We start from the raw sequence: 15,731 nt of genomic DNA, 5'->3' as shown, positions 1-15,731 counted from the left end.
GTGCGGATTGGAATCATGCGGCCCTCTTCTTCTTGCCCGTCAAAAATAGGCAGGGTATACTACTTCGTGCGTCGCTTGATGCGACGCTGACATACGCGGGCATCGCCAAGTGGTAAGGCATCAGCTTCCCAAGCTGACACTCGCGGGTTCGAGTCCCGTTGCCCGCTCCAGGATTTGCAGAGGCACCAGCAATGGTGCCTTTTTCGTGTGAGCGCCGCTGCAGGGACTCGAACCCGTCGGGGTCGCGAGGCTGCGGAAACGCGTGAGCGTTTCCCAGCGAGCGTCCGAGGCGCGCAGCGCCTCGGAGCTGCGCGCTCGCGCCAGCGTGCGCGCGAGTCCCGTTGCCCGCTCCAGGATTTACAGAGGCACCAGCAATGGTGCCTTTTTGATATTTTTAGGGACTGTCCCTAAAACGGTCACGTCCCCAAAAAGCTCCACATGAGCAAATCTGTCGAATGTGCCCACCCCCGAGGGCAAAGAGAAAAGAGCGCTCGCACCGCGTACAATAGAGCGGTACCAACAGCGTGCCAATATTCAAAAAGGAGCCGCCATGATCGACCGCTATACCCGTCCGGAGATGGGCCATATCTTCTCGCTGGAGAACAAGTACGCCATCTGGCAGGAGATCGAGGTGCTCGCCTGCGAGGCACAGGCCGAGCTCGGCAAGATCGGGATCACCAAGGAGGAGGCTGCTTGGATTCGCGAGCACGCCGCCTTCAACAAGGAAGAGGTCGACGCCATCGAGGCCGTGACCAACCACGATGTCATCGCGTTTCTCACCAACATGGGAGAGTATATCGACAGGGATGTTCCCGAGGGAGAGCCCAAGCCGAGCCGTTGGGTGCACTTTGGCATGACGAGCTCCGATCTGGGTGACACGGCCTTGTGCTACCAGCTCGTTCAGGCCACTGACATCCTGATCGAAGACTGCAAGAAGCTCGGCGAGATCTGCAAGCGCCGTGCGTTCGAGGAGCGCGACACGCTGTGCGTCGGGCGCACCCACGGCATCCATGCGGAGCCGATGACCTTCGGCATGAAGTTCGGCAGCTGGGCTTGGGAGCTCAAGCGCGATTACGATCGCCTGAAGGAGGCCCGTGCGGCCGTGGCGTTCGGCGCGATCTCCGGCGCCGTGGGAACCTACTCCTCGATCGAGCCCTTTGTCGAAGAGTATGTCTGCGAGCATCTGGGTCTCGTGCACGATCCGCTGTCGACGCAGGTCATCTCGCGCGATCATCATGCGTATCTCGCCGGCGTTCTGGCGACGACCGCCGCGACCTGCGAGCGCATTGCGACCGAGATTCGCAATCTGCAGAAGACCGATACCCTCGAGGCCGAGGAGCCGTTCCGCAAGGGTCAGAAGGGCAGCTCCGCCATGCCCCACAAGCGCAACCCCATCACGGTCGAGAAGGTCTGCGGCCTCTCCCGCATCGTGAAGGCCAATGCGCAGGTCGCATTCGATAACGTTGCCCTGTGGCACGAGCGCGACATCTCGCATTCGAGCGCCGAGCGCGTGGCCCAGGCCGATAGCTTCATCGCTCTCGACCACATGTTCCAGTGCCTGACTCGCATCGTCGATGGACTGATTCTGTATCCCGCCCGCATGATGGCGAACCTGAACAAGACGCGCGGCCTGATCTATTCCTCGAAGGTGCTGCTGGCCCTCGTGGAGACGGGTATCACGCGCGAGGAGGCCTACGCTATCGTGCAGGAGAACGCTATGGCGACGTGGCGCGAGGTCCAGCAGTGCGAGCAGGGATCGACGTTCCGCGAGAAACTTGAGGCGGATCCCCGCTGCACGGTGACCTCCGAGGAGCTCGACCGCATCTTCGATCCGCGTTCGTTCCTGACGCGCGTCGATGTGGTGTTCGACCGTCTGGAGTCGCTCGAGTTCTAACAAGACGCCGATATCGTCTGTAGCAACGGGTCCCACGGCAGTGCCATGGGACCCGTTTCGCTTTTCGGAAACCGTCTATGGGCGGGGGCTGCCGTACTCGGCGATGTAGTCCAAGATCTCTTGGCGCGAATGCAGGTCCGTCTTCTCGTAGACGCGCTTGATATGCGTATGGACCGTGTTGGTGGACAGCTTGAGCTCTTCGCTCACACGGGCTTGGGTGTGGCCCAGCGCGTAGAGCGTGAGAACCTCGACCTCGCGGCCGGTCAGGCCGAAGCGCTGCCCCATCTCCATAACCGAGGTCGCGATGTGCACATCCGGCTTCTGCTGCACCATCGCGGGGTGCTCCTGCGGAGTGATGGCGAGCACGCCCATCAGCGGCACGCGCTTGATGTCCTCTTCGGTGATCGCCTCGCCCGCGGTCTGGCGCCGTTCCGTTCGCTCGCTCGGTGAGGAGAGGAGCTTGGTGAAGACCACCTGGGCGCCGATGAGCACGAAGAGGCTCATGATGGAGATGAGCACCGGCGTGTTGTTGGGGAACAGCTGCGTGATAAGGCCGTCGAGGCGCATGCCGGCGACGAACAGCAGCGTCATGGACACCCACGACAGCGTGCAGTAATAGAACGGATCCCGCCAGCCGAAGCTGATGAAGGCGATGGTGAGATACCAGACGAAGGTCTGCAGCACGAGCGAGGAGCCCATGATGAACGAGGCGCCGACCGAGATGGTGTTGGGCCAGATGGAGAGGAACACGGCGCCCAGGGCAAGCAGGACCTCCATGGCGACCCAGATGCTCGTAGTGATGGCGCGCATGCGCGACGCGAAGCCGTTGCGAATCCACAGGGCCGACACGATGATGACGAAGAGCAGCACCATGAAGCGGGGCACGGTGCTCATGTAGATGGCTTCGCCCGATGAGAAACCGAGGCCCATGCCCATGGGGACCGAGATGAACCAGATGCCCAGTGTCGCCACGGCCAAAAAGCTACGGTTGGAGAAGCGGTCCTCGTTCGTGCCGAAATACGATTCCGAAACGGCGGGGAAAGGATCTCCCGCCGCTCCAAGCTCGCGGGAGATGCGTACGACGCTGAACTGGGCAAACGTGAGGATGGTTCCCGCGATATACCACATGAGCTCGCCGGAGAAGCTCAACGAGAAGGTGATGAACTCTGAGATGGCGAGCGCGCAGAACACGACGATGACGGCTGCCTGGGCGGATGTCCCGCGAAGCTTGCGGAGCCAGTAGAACTTGATGAACGTGGCGCCTGCGGCAACGCCCGCCTGCAGCGCAACGGCGCCGGTAAGGGAGAGCTGCACGCCGTAGGCATGGAGCACGGCGAGCGCCAGGCAGCAGAGTCCTGAGACGACGATGCTCACGAAGATGAAGCGGGAGATGAACCGCTTGGTGAAGCGTTTGACCGCCAGGGTCGAGAGGAACAGCATGCCCGCGATAAGGGCGGCGATGATCATCGCCGTGCCGTTGAAGGTTGAGACTCCGGTGGTTCGATGCGCCTGCTGGACCACGATATCGGTGGTGGTCGAGGCGAGGGTGAGGCCCAAGATGGGTGGAATCAATACCCGATAGGTTTCAAGCGAAAGCGGGGGCATTGCCTGGCCGGTATCCTGTTGCGCCACGCGTCACACTCCCCTTATCGCATGGCCCGAGCCATTCAGACCATCTGTTTTAGCGATATTAGAGTATACCTTGTACTACACTTGGCATGCAGATTGGTCATATCAATTTGTAGGGGGAGAATGTGGAGCAGAAGCCCGATGCGGCCATTTCGATGCGTTCGTCTGACATGTCGCGTGTTGCTTGCGAGGAATGCCTTCAGCAGGCGGGGCAAGATGATGGCGAGCTGTCCGTTGAGGAGCGAGAGAGGCGCCGCGCCCGCAACGAGATGATATGCGCGATGGACGACGCCCTCGCCGACATTCGCCAACGGTCGTACGAGGGGAAGCTCACGCGTTCGTCCCGTTGGAAGAAGATGGCGTTCCAGCCGAAGGGCATGGACGCCCGCGCGTTTGAGGAGCAGATGCTGCTGTATATCGAGCAGCACGACCATGCCGATGACGCCCCGGCGATCGGCAAGCTCACAGCTCCTCGACCGCTGAAGGTGCAGCTGGGCGATCGGCAGATAACGGATGAAGAGGAGCTGCCCGACCTCGACGTGTCGGACATCGTGCTCATCTATGGTAAAAAGGGAATCTACCTGTATTCCAAGGCGCTCATGTCGCATAGCTACGCGCATGCGCTCTATCAGACGGCGGAAGATAGCGATATCGCCACCTTTGTGGACGTGGTTCGGTCGGAGTCGAGGGTCTACCCACGTCCGGTCGCCGCGGACATCTTCATGAACGTACCGTATCTATGGCCCGTATCCAAGACGCTCGACGTGTACGAGCAGGTGAAGTCGTCCGGGGCGTTCGCAGATATCTGCATGACGCGCACGAGCAGGGGAGAGGCGTACTTTTATTCCAACCTGTACCTGTCCGACGCGCAGGGCAAGGCCCTGGCGGAATGGTACGGTGTGGAGCGCGGCATGAATCCATAGCGTCCTGCAGCTGTATGCAGGACCGCCATGCTGGAGATGAGGGGGAAGGTTCATGGCAAAGATGAGATTGACGGAGGATACGCCGTTTCTGCGTACTCCAGATATGTATCAGATCGAAAACGATGCGCCGATCACCGAGTATTCGGACAAGCTGCTCGACTTGATCGCCGATACGCCGAACGGAGGCATTCCCGACGAGGCGAACGCCTTCTGCAGCGTGGGCAAGGAGAAGCGCGGCACGGTGCAGATGCAGCTGTTTGCCGTGATCGATCCTGAGACTGAGTCATTTGGTGCAGTCGGTTTCAGGAGCCACGGATGCCTTGCCGCCATCGGATGCGCCGCCGCTTTGGCGGAGATGCTTCCGGGCAAGACGTTTTCCGAGGCGCTCGGTATCACCAAGGACGAGATTCGGGAGCGCCTCGGAGGCGTGCCGAGCTCCAAGCTGTACACGTTGATCTTGGCGACCTGCGCTGTCAAGGCCGTCATCGGCGACTACTACCTGCGCGTCAAGGGCTCATCGACCGAGGAGCTGGACCGATTGTTCGCGTGTCAGAGCATGTCGGTCGACTGCCTGATGACCGAGAACTGCTCGCTGCGCGACCTTCGCGTCGATGCCTACATGAGAGCGTGCGGCGAGATCGAATAGGAGCGTCGCCAGCCGGTGAGTTTGGTGCCACGGGGGTGGATGGTGCAGACGATCGCGCCATCCATCCCTTCTGGCGCGGTGTGGTGCAGTTGTTTGCCGAAGCGTTCCGCATACTGCCGCCACGCCCCGCCGCGTCTGTTTTTGGATGGTACGAAGGGTTCACGACGCAGCAGCTCGCCCATGAGCAAAACGTTGACAGCCCGTTCCGCACACCCTATTGACGTGCGAATATGCCGAGATGACGCTCCTATACCCTGTAACAGGTGACAGGTACGGGGACCATGAGGTGACAAGTTGACCAAATTACCCGCAAGCAGGGTATGGAATGTGAGGCCTTGACGGCACAATATCATCGAAGAGAAAGGTGTGTTTCGCCGCACACGTTTCAATAGTGGGTCGATCGTCCTACGCGTTCGGCCTGTGGTCGTAAAGGGGGGACTATGAAAGGGAACACCGCATTGGAGCATGTGGGCTCCGGCGCGGACCATCTCGACTCCTTCTTCACCCGTCGCGGGTTCGTGAAGGTGTCGGGAGCGTTCGTCGCGGCCATGGCGGCACTCGGGCTTCTGCCCGATACCGCTGCAGCCGCCCCGACGAGCTCGAAGGGAAAGGTCGACTATTACGCGACCCCGTCCCATGTACTCAAGATCAACCGCGCCAAGTGCACCGGTTGCCAGCGTTGCGAGATGAGCTGTACGCTGCTCAACGACGGCAAGTCGCAGCCGGCCGCCGCCCGTATCCACGTGAACGACGGGTTCCAGTACGGCAGCGAGCTCGGCAGCGGTGACGGCATCTACTACTCCATGGAGTGGAATATCCGCACCTGCCACATGTGCACCACCGCGCTGTGCCAGACTGCGTGCCCGCACGGTGCCATCATCACCAACGACAACGGCGTGCGCGAGGTCGACACCGACAAGTGCGTCGGCTGCGGCGCGTGCGTGGCGGCCTGCCCGTGGCACATGCCCGTCATCAACACCGAGACCAACAAGTCCGCCAAGTGCATCGCGTGCGGCCGCTGCGCCGAGCAGTGCCCCAACGGAGCCCTTCAACTGGTTGAGTGGGAAGACGTCAACCATTCGTCCGGTCCGACCCGCCAGGAGAACCCGCTTCCGCTCGTCAGCGAGGAGCAGGACTTCATTGCCGGCGGCAAGATCGCGTAAGTAGAGGAGAAACGTAATGGCTGATAACGTCTCTTACGGTTGGATGGGCTGGATCGCCCGTGTCAACCTTTCGACTGGCGAGATCACCGAAGAGTCCGATGAGGCGATGCAGAAGGACTACATCGGCGGTATGGGCTTCGCCAACAAGATCATGTATGACGAGGTGCCCGCAGGCGTCGACTGGATGGACGAGGAGAACAAGGTCGTCCTCGCCGTCGGTCCGCTGACCGGCGCGGGCGTGCCGCTGGGCGGTCGCTCCACCTGGGCCACGCTGTCCACCTTCACGACCGACCACCTGGTCGTCGACAGCCACTGCGGCGGCCAGCTGGGCGCCAAGCTCAAGTATTCAGGCCACGACGGCCTGATCATCGAGGGCAAGGCCGACAAGCCCGTCTACATCCTGATCGACGATGACGACATCTCGATCGAGGACGCCTCCGCGCTGTGGGGAAAGGGAACCCGCGAGACCAACGAGGCGCTGTGCAAGAAGCACGGCGTCGACGTGTGCGTGGCCGCCATCGGCCCTGCGGGCGAGAACCTGCTTCCCTACGCCTGCGTGCTCAACACCCGCAGCCATTCCGCGGGCGCGGGCCTCGGCGCGGTGCTCGGCGCCAAGAACGTCAAGGCGGTCGTCGTGCGCGGCACGAAGGGCGTCAACGTCGCCGACCCGCAGATGGTCGCCGACCTGTCCGACTACATGATCGACCAGGTCATCGGCTCCAACAACAACCACGTCGTGCCCTCCACCCAGCAATCGTGGGCCGAGTACTACGACAAGGGGTCCCGTTGGACGGCCAAGAAGGGCCTGTACTGGGCTGCCGCCGAGGGCGGCGCCATCGAGACCGGCGAGCCCAAGCCGCACGAGCCCAACACCATGGGCTACCGCTGCATGAAGTCGACCAAGGACCTGGGTCCCGAGGCCGAGAAGTACACCGTCAAGATGGCCGGCTGTCACGGCTGCCCCGTGCGCTGCTATTCCCAGGTGAAGCATCCGCAGATCCTCGAGAAGACCGGCTACGAGTCCATGGGTAACACCTGCGTGCCGAACTTCCCGTTCTCCTCCTATATGCAGAGCATGATGAAGGTGCCCGGCACCACCACGGAGGACGGCGCGCTCACCGAGCAGTCCGTGCTCTACAACCTGCTCATCCAGGCTGTCGTCGACGATCTGGGCCTGTGGTGCAACTACGCGCAGCTCTATCGCGACCTGGCCCACACCTACGTGGACGGCATCCTCGAGCGCGAGCTGGGCGACCAGTTCGCCGAGTACGGCTTTGACAAGATCATGGCGGGCGACCCGACGCCGTTCATCAAGATCCTGTCCGACATCGCTTCCAACGACACCGAGAACAAGCCGATCGCCTGGCTGGGCCACGGCCCGCTCGTGTGGACGGAGAAGTGGAACGATGCCAAGTGGTATGACGATTCCCGCTCCTGCCTGATCAACTATCGCGGCTGGCCCGTGCATCACGCCATCGAGTGCTTCGGCCAGGTCGGCGGCCTGTACAACATGGTCTTCAACCGCGACGACATGATCCACTCCGCCGTCAACTTCCAGGGTTGCGGCCTGCCCATCGACCTCAAGAAGGAGATGGGCGCCGAGATGTGGGGCGAGGGCGCGGTCGACGCCGACAAGAACTACACCCCGATGAACGAGGCCAAGGCCGAGTTCGCCTGGTGGAGCATCGTCACCGACGTCCTGCATGACTGCCTGACCCTGTGCAACTGGGTGTGGCCGATGGCCATGGCCCCCGACAAGGACCGCAGCTACCGCGGCGACCTCGATCTCGAGGCGCAGTTCTACACCGCGGTCACCGGTCAGGAGGTCACCATCGACGACCTGTACAAGGCCGGCGAGCGCGTCATGACGCTCCAGCGCTGCAACACCGCCCGCGGCATGCTCGACAAGGACGGCAACATGGGCTGCAACGACTTCCGCGGCGTCCACGATGTCATGACCGACTGGCCGTTCACCAAGGATCCGGACATCGAGCCGTTCACCGCCGGTACCGATAAGATGGAGCGCGAGGACTGGGATAGCGCCCTCACCATGCTCTACAAGCGTTTCGGCTGGGACGAGAAGCTCGGCTGCCCCACGAAGGAGTGCCTGGAGGATCTGGGCCTCACCGATCAGGAGGCTGAGCTCGAGGAGCTCGGACTGCTTACCGAGGGCGGCGCCGCTTATGACGAGCGCACGCGCACGTACGACCATGTGCTCGAGAAGTACTGCGGCGACAACCCGGCGCTGAACGCGTAGGGCTCGGTCCCGAGAGGAGATAGAAATGGCTGACGAGATCAAGGAGACCGCGGGGACCGAGACCCCCGAGCAGGCTCCCAAGAAAAAGAAGAGCTGGAAGGGCAAGCGCCTTCCCATCGTCATCGCCGCGGTCGTCGTCGTGACCGTGCTGGGCGTTGCCGGTTGGGCGTGGCGCGCGACCCCGCAGTTCTGCGACACCATCTGCCACAGTACGATGGGCAAGTACTACGACTCGTTCGTGAACGACTCGACGAGCCTTGCCTACCAGCATGCTTCCGCCGTGAACAACCAGTGCCTGGGCTGCCACGAGCAGACGCTGTCCCAGTCCATGCACCAGACTCAGGCGCAGCTTGCCGGCAGCTACAGCGAGCCGTTCGAGAAGGTCGTCTTCTCGAATGACTTCTGCCTGCAGAGCGGCTGCCACACGGGCGGCGGCGTGATGCCGGGCGCGACCGAGTCCTCCACGGCCGATTACCCGTTCGACCCGCACAGCACCTACCATGGCGTGCAGCAGTGCAACTCCTGCCACCTGATGCACGACCAGAGCGTCTTCACGTGCGCGAGCTGCCACCAGGTCGGTGCGTGGGAAGGCGAAGGCGGCGTGCCTGACGGCTGGGTCGTCATGGAGCTGGGCGATGGCAAGACGGGCGGCGTGCCGGATGGCTGGACCACCCCGATGCTGGTTCAGCAGGAGCGCGGCGAGTAGCCGCCTGCAGCGACACGCATGTTTTGAGGGACGGGCCGCACGGTCCGTCCCTTTTCTGTGCAGGGGCTGGGAAAATGGCGCTGCGGGCGCTTTTCCCGGTTTCGCTTCGAGACGTGCCCATATAATGGTGCGCAGACGAACGAAGAGGGGATATAACCTATGATCAACTACGATTACACTCCGCACGGCGTCTGCTCCCGTGCCATCCATGTCAGCCTGACCGACGACGGTTCGACCATCGACCACGTGTCGTTCGAGGGCGGCTGCAACGGCAACCTCAAGGCGATCTCCAAGCTGGTGGCAGGCCAGCCGGTCGCAAGGATCGTCGACATCCTGAAGGGCAACACGTGCGGCCCTCGCCCCACGTCGTGTGCCGACCAGCTCACGCATGCCCTGACGGAGGCGGCCGAAAAGGCTCGTGCATGAAGCTGTTCGGCAAGAACGGAATCACGAGGCGCCGCTTTCTCATAGGCGGCGCCGCTGCTACTGCGGCCACCGCCGCAGCCGTGTCCATGGGCGGCTGCTCGGGTAACGACAATACCGACGAGAGCGGCGAGCCCCAGATCGTCGACGACGAGTCGCAGGTCATCGACGCGCTCGACGAATACTCGGACATCTCGGGCGAGTTCAACAACATCGCCACGTGGCAGCTGCCGCTCGGAACGCTGCTGTTCCATAGCGACGGCGTCTGGTCGGCGGCGATGATGGCACCTGAGTCGGCAGCCTCTCCCAACACCGTCGGCGTGCTGTCGCTGACATCGGGAAACCTGGTCACGCTGGTGAGCTCCGCCACGCGCGGCCGCCGCTACAACTTCCACGACGTTCGCTGCGGATCGGGCGTGTTCGCATGGCTCGAGGTCGACTACTCGTCGTTGACCTGGGTGCTGCTGGCGGCGGGATTTGCCGACGGGCAGCTGACCGGAGATCCCGAGCAGCTCGACCAGGGCGATTCCGATTGGGAACCCTCCATGTTCACGGCGGTGGGCTCGACGGTCTATTGGCAGAAGATGCCCAGCACCAACGGTTCGAAGACCACTGAGGCGAGCCACTGCTACCGTTGGTCGGTTGGCGATTCCGATAGCGAGGAGGTCTGGGAGTCCCCCGGCCGCTTCGCCACGCATCCGCGCGTCTGCGACAACGTGCTCACGATCTCGCCGCGCGTGCGCGCCGACGAGGGAACGTACTACGGCATGACGGCAGTCGACCTGAGCGATTCCAATTTCCGTCAGATCGATCAGCTGGTCCTGCCGGCGGGCGTCCGCCCCTTCGAGGCGGTCTACATGGGGAATTCGTTCGCCTTCGCCATCGAGGCGAGCTATTCGGGCAGCGGCATCCTCGGCAACATGGGCACGTTCATCGGCCGTGAGGGAGGCCCTTACGTCTATGTCGCGCGCGAGCCGGCCGCATGTCCGGCGGGCAAGGGCACGCGCTATCTCATCAAGACGCGCGCGTCGCACTGCATGATCGACACGGACGCGCAGACCTACGCGGTCTTGGCCTGTCCGGACCGTTCGCTCGACTACGGGGACTATCCTGCGAGCGAGGGGACGTGCGACCTGTTTGTGACCTATGCCACCACGAAGGATACGCAGGGCATTCCCGAAAGCGTCGTGGCCCGCGTATTCCAGCTGTAGCGCGGCCCGGATGGGTCCTTTGGGGACAGGTGCGTTTTTGTCGACGGCATGCCGTCGACAAAAACGCACCTGTCCCCAAAGGACCCATCCGGGTGACCGGACGCTATGCGAGGATCGAGGCGATGGTTTTCGGTGAGAGCGGGCCTCGTGGCTGGGGCGCCGCGTCGCAGGGGAGAAGCTGCTTTTCCATCCACGTGACCGAAAGCCAGCGCCCGAGCTTGAACGCGCAGTTGTCGAATGTGCCGCAGATGCGGTAGTCCAGGCGTTCGTGAAACGCGATCGACACCGTGTTTTCGGATGTGATGCAGGCGACGGCGAGCGCTATGCCCTGCGCGGCCATGAGCTCCTCGAGCTTGTGGAGCAGGGTGGACCCCAGCCCGCGGCCCTGATGGGCCGGATTGAGGTAGATGGATGTCTCGGCTGCCCACTGATATGCCGGGCGGCTCCTCAACGTAGAGTAGTAGGCGTATCCCGCGATGTCGCCGGATTCGGCGTCCTCGGCGACGAGGTAGGCGAAGTCTTTGCCGGTTGCCTCGATGCGGCGTCGGAACTCATCGAGGCTCGGAACTTCGAACTCAAAGGACACGACGGTATCGGTCACAAACGGTGCGTAGATCGAGAGCAGGCGCTCGGCGTCCGCTGGGGTTGCGGTGCGAATTTGGTAGGCCATGATGTCTCCTGGTAGAAATACGGCTCAGTGGGAATAATGTACTGCAACCGCCGGCGCTCGTCATTTGACGGGCATGTTGGCGTGCACATAATCAGCAATGAGCACAATGTGCGTTAGAATGAACGAATACGTCCCGGACGCGAGAAGAAAGGGGCCTGAAATGGCTTCGGATGCAAGAAAGATTCTGCTAGTCGAAGACGAGAAGGCAATTCGTGATGCTGTGGCCGCTTATCTCGAGCGCGAGGGGTATTGGGTTGTCGGCGTGGGTGACGGCCAGTCTGCCGTCGAGGAGTTCGAGAAGCATCAGTTCGATCTGATCGTGCTCGACCTCATGCTCCCCAAGCTCTCCGGCGAGCGCGTGTGCCGTGCCATCCGCGACACCTCCGACGTGCCCATCATCATGCTGACCGCGAAGGGCGAGGTCGAGGACCGCATCATCGGCCTGGAGCTCGGCGCCGACGACTACCTCATCAAGCCGTTCTCGCCGCGCGAGCTCGTGGCCCGCGTGCGCGCGCTGTTCCGCCGCACGCATCTGGCCGATGAGCCCCAGGTCGAGGTGCTCGACTTCGGCGATCTGGTCATCGACATCTCCGGCCATAAGATTTTGGTTGAGGGCCGCGAGGTCGACCTCACGGCTTCCGAGTTCAAGCTGCTCACTACGCTCGCCCGCCATCCGGGCCGCGTGTACAACCGCATGGAGCTGGTCGAGAAGGTTCTGGGCTACGACTTCGAGGGCTACGAGCGCACGATCGACAGCCATGTGAAGAACCTGCGCGCCAAGCTGGGCGACGATCCCAAGAAACCCAAGTGGCTGTTCACCGTGCACGGTGTCGGCTATCGTTTTGAGGCCCCGCAGCAACCCAAGAAAGATGAGGACGCCAGCAAGTAATGCTTCCGGCACGCTTGGTTACCGAACAAAAGAACAAACAGGACACCGAGGCGAGTTCCCGCGCGAGCTGGAACACGCCTCGTTCCGATTCCCGCACGCATATGAGCTACGGCACGCGCATGGCGCTCTCGTTCGCATTGACCTCGCTCATGACTGTGTTGATCCTGGTCTGCGTGGTCTCGGTGGTGTGGGGCGGCGTGTTTTCCGAGTACACGCGCGCCAACGTGACCGAGATCGCGCAGCTCACGAGTCAGAAGCTTGCGAGCATCTATGAGACCAAGGGCTCGTGGAGCCTCTCCGACCTGGCTTCGCTGAGCGACTCCACCATGACATCGGATGACATCGGCCTGCAGGTGATGTATGCCGACGGCACCATCTTGTACGATGACACGTGGCCAGCCGCCCCGGTCGCCGCCGAGCTCAAGCGCCTCAGGGAAGAAGGGTCCTCCGGCGAGGAGAGCGATGACGAGAGCTGGCCCGCGCAGGCGCACAGCCTGGTATCCACGGCGCCGACCGATGCCGAGGGAGCGGTGACCGAGCAGATCGTCACGAGCGACGGCGAGAACGTCGGCTCGGTGCGCCTGTGGGTCATGGGCAGCGACGTGCTGCTCACCAAGGCCGATGCGGCGTTTCGCGATCGCACGTTCAACGCCATGGTCATCGCCGCGTTCGTGGCCGTGGTGATCGCGCTGCTCGTCGGTCTTCTGGTGTCGCGCAGCCTCGTGAAGCCCATTCGTCGCATCACGGGCACGGCCAAGCAGATCCGCGACGGCGACCTGTCCGCGCGCACGGCCATGCGCGGAGACGACGAGATCGACCAGCTGGGCGAGACGTTCGACGAGATGGCCACCTCGCTCGAGAAGGACCTGAAGCACGAGCGCCGTCTGACGTCGGACGTGGCTCATGAGCTGCGCACGCCGCTGATGGCCATGCTCGCCACCGTCGAGGCCATGCAAGACGGCGTCTATCCCACCGATTCCGAGCATCTTGAGACCGTCGCATCGGAGACGCGCCGCCTGGCGCGCCTCGTGCAGCAGATGCTCGACCTCTCCCGTATGGAAAACCGCACGGCCCCGCTCAACCTCGAGCCGGTGGACGTCGTCGCGCTCGCGCGCAACATCGTGAATTCCCAAGAGCAGCTGTTCGTCCAGCGCGACCTGCGCCTTCGCTTTGCCGATGAGACGGGTGGCCGCGGCGCCACCATCGAGATCGATCCCGACATGATCACGCAGGCCATCATCAACCTGCTCTCCAACGCCATGCGCTACACGCCGGAGGGCGGCTGGGTGGTCGCGTCGGTCATGCTCGACCGAAAGGACGTGCTCATCTCGGTTGCCGACACGGGTATCGGCATCGCCAAGGAGGATCTGTCGCGCATCTTCGGAAGGTTCTGGCGCGCCGATGCGAGCCGTGCGCGCGAGGCGGGCGGACTGGGTGTCGGCCTTGCGGTGACCAAGCAGATCGTCGAGCGCCATCACGGGTTCATCTCCGTGGAGTCGGAACTTGGAAAGGGTACGACTTTTACGATTCATCTTCCGCGTGAGCATGCACCCGAAGCGCCTTCAAGTACAATGAAACACTAGACTGTGCTCCTGCCGGTCAAGGAGATACTCGCGCCCGCCCCGTGCGGGCGAGTTTCTGCCGCTCCGAGCAGGCCAGTTGCACATCGGCACCTCCGGTGTGGGAGAACGTATATCTAGGTTAAGGAGTTGACCAGCGTGACTTCGATGGAGCGTCGTCCGGATTCCCAGGGCAAGGTTCGCGATATCTACGATGCCGGCGACAACCTGCTCATGGTTGCATCCGACCGCATCTCGGCGTTCGACTATATTCTGCCGAACGAGATTCCGTATAAGGGCGAGGTGCTGAACCGCATCTCCGCGTTCTGGTTCGATAAGTTCGCCGACATCGTCCCCAACCACGTGGTCTCGATCGACGTGAAGGACTTCCCGGCGGAGTTCGCCGACTACAGCGACTACCTGGCCGGCCGCGCCATGCTCGTCAAGAAGGCAGAGCCCATCAAGATCGAGTGCATCGTCCGCGGCTATCTGACCGGCAGCGGCAAGAAGACCTATGACCAGGACGGCACCGTGTGCGGTATCAAGCTGCCCGCCGGCCTGACCGAGGCCTCCAAGCTCCCCGAGCCGCTGTTCACGCCTTCCACCAAGGCCGATATCGGCGACCATGACGAGAACATCTCCTACGAGCGCTGCTGCGACATCGTGGGCGAGGACATCGCCAGCCAGCTTCGCGACCTGTCCATCAAGATCTACTCCGCAGCCGCCGATTACGCGGCGACGCGCGGCATCATCATCGCCGACACGAAGTTCGAGTTCGGCCTGATCGATGGCAAGGTGGCGCTGATCGACGAGTGCCTGACTCCGGACTCCAGCCGCTTCTGGCCGGCCGCCGAGTACGAAGAGGGCAAGGTCCAGTCCAGCTACGACAAGCAGTACCTGCGCAACTGGCTGCTCGCCAACTGGGACATGACCGGTGACGCGCCGCAGCTGCCCGCCAACGTCATCGAGGAGACCTCGGCCAAATACCGCGAGGCCTATGAGATCATCACGGGCACCGCGTTCAGGTCCATGAAGGAGAACAAGTAAGTGAGTACCCGCAACCCCATGAACAAGCGTAGCCAGGCGCAGCAGTCCGGCGACATGACCGGATTCACGCGCAAGTCGGCAGGTTCCGCCAAGCCGGCGCGCGCGGCCGCTTCGTCTGTGCGCGTCGTCCCGGCTTCCGCCAAGGAGAAGCGCAAGCAGGCCGAGCGCGGCGAGTCCCTGGCGGGCCTCTCCCGCGAGGAGAAGCGCGCCCGCAGGCGCGAGCAGCGCCTTCAGGAGGATCGCATCTACGCGGTCTCGAACGAGCTTCTCAAAGGCGAGCCCGACTACAAGAGCCGGCGCAGGGTGTTCTGGGTGTTGCTTGCCGTGGGTCTGGTTGCCACGCTGGCCGTGTGGCTCGTGCTGCTGGGCATCGATACCGGTGCTGCCGATATCGCCCAGCCCGTCCAGATCGTGGGCCTGGTCATCGCGTACGTCTGCATCATCGCGGCGTTCATCTACGATATCGTGCGCATCCGCCCGCTGCGCAACGACGCCCGCCGTCGTGCCGAGGGCATGTCCGAGGCCAAACAGATCGCGCTGATCGAAGAGGCCACTGCCGCCGATCGCGCCAAGCGCGAGGCCAAGAAAAAGAAGTAGCTGCGCCGGAGGCGACGTGCACAAGGGCCGGCATCCTGTCGGCAACATGGATGGAATATGGGGTGCGTCGCCTGAGCGCGACGTGCCCCTTTTTTGGGCCCGCGCGTGCGCGTGATT

Annotated in this window: 15 protein-coding genes and 1 tRNA gene; 13 read left to right on the top strand and 3 right to left on the bottom strand. The window is 62.8% G+C overall.

What is annotated here, in order from left to right; translation table 11 throughout:
- Positions 1-95: 95 nt before the first annotated feature.
- Both BN3789_RS04595 and purB read left to right on the top strand, forming a co-directional pair.
- A tRNA-Gly gene (locus BN3789_RS04595) sits at positions 96-170 on the top strand.
- Between the two features lie 380 nt (positions 171-550).
- On the top strand, positions 551-1,894 hold the full coding sequence (gene purB / locus BN3789_RS04590) for an adenylosuccinate lyase (protein ID WP_066830678.1): 1,344 nt from the start codon (positions 551-553) through the stop codon (positions 1,892-1,894).
- Between the two features lie 75 nt (positions 1,895-1,969).
- On the opposite strand, the gene BN3789_RS04585 is transcribed toward purB, so the two are convergent.
- Positions 1,970-3,526, bottom strand: coding sequence for a helix-turn-helix transcriptional regulator (locus BN3789_RS04585; RefSeq protein WP_079989089.1), 1,557 nt, complete (start codon positions 3,524-3,526; stop codon positions 1,970-1,972).
- 122 nt (positions 3,527-3,648) lie between these two features.
- Between BN3789_RS04585 and BN3789_RS04580 the strand changes: the two genes are divergently transcribed.
- A complete protein-coding gene (locus BN3789_RS04580; protein ID WP_066830673.1) occupies positions 3,649-4,446 on the top strand; it encodes a hypothetical protein in 798 nt (265 codons plus the stop codon).
- Between the two features lie 52 nt (positions 4,447-4,498).
- Positions 4,499-5,092 carry an iron-sulfur cluster assembly scaffold protein gene (locus BN3789_RS04575; RefSeq protein WP_066830671.1) on the top strand — a complete coding sequence of 198 codons (594 nt, stop codon included), beginning with the start codon at positions 4,499-4,501 and terminating at the stop codon, positions 5,090-5,092.
- Here BN3789_RS04575 and BN3789_RS12635 read toward each other — a convergent pair.
- Complete coding sequence (locus tag BN3789_RS12635) at positions 5,062-5,274, bottom strand: hypothetical protein (RefSeq protein ID WP_147569555.1); 213 nt, start codon at positions 5,272-5,274, stop codon at positions 5,062-5,064. The genes BN3789_RS04575 and BN3789_RS12635 overlap by 31 nt on opposite strands.
- A 258-nt stretch (positions 5,275-5,532) precedes the next feature.
- Here BN3789_RS12635 and BN3789_RS04570 point away from each other — a divergent pair, with 258 nt between their 5' ends.
- From BN3789_RS04570 to BN3789_RS04550, 5 genes are all read left to right on the top strand, one after another.
- Positions 5,533-6,255, top strand: coding sequence for a 4Fe-4S binding protein (locus tag BN3789_RS04570; RefSeq protein ID WP_066830669.1), 723 nt, complete (start codon positions 5,533-5,535; stop codon positions 6,253-6,255).
- 16 nt (positions 6,256-6,271) lie between these two features.
- On the top strand, positions 6,272-8,512 hold the full coding sequence (locus tag BN3789_RS04565) for an aldehyde ferredoxin oxidoreductase (protein ID WP_066830667.1): 2,241 nt from the start codon (positions 6,272-6,274) through the stop codon (positions 8,510-8,512).
- Positions 8,513-8,537: 25 nt separating this feature from the next.
- A complete protein-coding gene (locus BN3789_RS04560; RefSeq protein ID WP_066830664.1) occupies positions 8,538-9,218 on the top strand; it encodes a cytochrome c3 family protein in 681 nt (226 codons plus the stop codon).
- A 159-nt stretch (positions 9,219-9,377) separates the two neighbouring features.
- Positions 9,378-9,644 carry a TIGR03905 family TSCPD domain-containing protein gene (locus BN3789_RS04555; protein WP_066830662.1) on the top strand — a complete coding sequence of 89 codons (267 nt, stop codon included), beginning with the start codon at positions 9,378-9,380 and terminating at the stop codon, positions 9,642-9,644.
- Positions 9,641-10,852 carry a hypothetical protein gene (locus tag BN3789_RS04550; protein ID WP_066830660.1) on the top strand — a complete coding sequence of 404 codons (1,212 nt, stop codon included), beginning with the start codon at positions 9,641-9,643 and terminating at the stop codon, positions 10,850-10,852. Before BN3789_RS04555 ends, BN3789_RS04550 begins: the two co-directional genes overlap by 4 nt.
- A gap of 103 nt (positions 10,853-10,955) precedes the next feature.
- Here the strand turns inward: BN3789_RS04550 and BN3789_RS04545 are convergent, their stop codons facing one another.
- Complete coding sequence (locus BN3789_RS04545; protein ID WP_066830658.1) at positions 10,956-11,522, bottom strand: GNAT family N-acetyltransferase; 567 nt, start codon at positions 11,520-11,522, stop codon at positions 10,956-10,958.
- 160 nt (positions 11,523-11,682) lie between these two features.
- Here BN3789_RS04545 and BN3789_RS04540 point away from each other — a divergent pair, with 160 nt between their 5' ends.
- The 4 genes from BN3789_RS04540 (at position 11,683) to BN3789_RS04525 (ending at position 15,614) form a co-directional block, all read left to right on the top strand.
- Positions 11,683-12,411, top strand: coding sequence for a response regulator transcription factor (locus tag BN3789_RS04540; protein ID WP_066830656.1), 729 nt, complete (start codon positions 11,683-11,685; stop codon positions 12,409-12,411).
- Positions 12,411-13,994 (top strand): sensor histidine kinase, encoded by a 1,584-nt coding sequence (locus BN3789_RS04535; RefSeq protein ID WP_066830652.1) that lies wholly within the window; start codon positions 12,411-12,413, stop codon positions 13,992-13,994. Before BN3789_RS04540 ends, BN3789_RS04535 begins: the two co-directional genes overlap by 1 nt.
- A 144-nt stretch (positions 13,995-14,138) precedes the next feature.
- Positions 14,139-15,017: a phosphoribosylaminoimidazolesuccinocarboxamide synthase gene (locus BN3789_RS04530; protein ID WP_066830649.1), complete on the top strand. Its 879-nt coding sequence runs from the start codon at positions 14,139-14,141 to the stop codon at positions 15,015-15,017.
- Entirely contained in the window at positions 15,018-15,614 is a 597-nt protein-coding gene (locus BN3789_RS04525) for a hypothetical protein (protein WP_066830646.1), read from the top strand.
- Positions 15,615-15,731 lie beyond the last annotated feature (117 nt).

It is taken from the genome of Collinsella ihumii, from assembly GCF_900046475.1.
In the GTDB taxonomy this organism is placed as follows: domain Bacteria; phylum Actinomycetota; class Coriobacteriia; order Coriobacteriales; family Coriobacteriaceae; genus Collinsella; species Collinsella ihumii.
Note: the sequence above shows the minus strand (reverse complement) of the source record. Positions and strands in the feature narration are given on the sequence as shown.

Excerpts from the sequence above, each read along its gene's own strand:
- purB (WP_066830678.1), top strand. The coding sequence starts at position 551 with ATGATCGACCGCTATACCCGTCCGGAGATGGGCCATATCTTCTCGCTG.
- BN3789_RS04575 (WP_066830671.1), top strand. The coding sequence starts at position 4,499 with ATGGCAAAGATGAGATTGACGGAGGATACGCCGTTTCTGCGTACTCCA.
- BN3789_RS12635 (WP_147569555.1), bottom strand. The coding sequence starts at position 5,274 with ATGGGCGAGCTGCTGCGTCGTGAACCCTTCGTACCATCCAAAAACAGA.
- BN3789_RS04570 (WP_066830669.1), top strand. The coding sequence starts at position 5,533 with ATGAAAGGGAACACCGCATTGGAGCATGTGGGCTCCGGCGCGGACCAT.
- BN3789_RS04565 (WP_066830667.1), top strand. The coding sequence starts at position 6,272 with ATGGCTGATAACGTCTCTTACGGTTGGATGGGCTGGATCGCCCGTGTC.
- BN3789_RS04560 (WP_066830664.1), top strand. The coding sequence starts at position 8,538 with ATGGCTGACGAGATCAAGGAGACCGCGGGGACCGAGACCCCCGAGCAG.
- BN3789_RS04555 (WP_066830662.1), top strand. The coding sequence starts at position 9,378 with ATGATCAACTACGATTACACTCCGCACGGCGTCTGCTCCCGTGCCATC.
- BN3789_RS04550 (WP_066830660.1), top strand. The coding sequence starts at position 9,641 with ATGAAGCTGTTCGGCAAGAACGGAATCACGAGGCGCCGCTTTCTCATA.
- BN3789_RS04545 (WP_066830658.1), bottom strand. The coding sequence starts at position 11,522 with ATGGCCTACCAAATTCGCACCGCAACCCCAGCGGACGCCGAGCGCCTG.
- BN3789_RS04540 (WP_066830656.1), top strand. The coding sequence starts at position 11,683 with ATGGCTTCGGATGCAAGAAAGATTCTGCTAGTCGAAGACGAGAAGGCA.
- BN3789_RS04535 (WP_066830652.1), top strand. The coding sequence starts at position 12,411 with ATGCTTCCGGCACGCTTGGTTACCGAACAAAAGAACAAACAGGACACC.
- BN3789_RS04530 (WP_066830649.1), top strand. The coding sequence starts at position 14,139 with ATGGAGCGTCGTCCGGATTCCCAGGGCAAGGTTCGCGATATCTACGAT.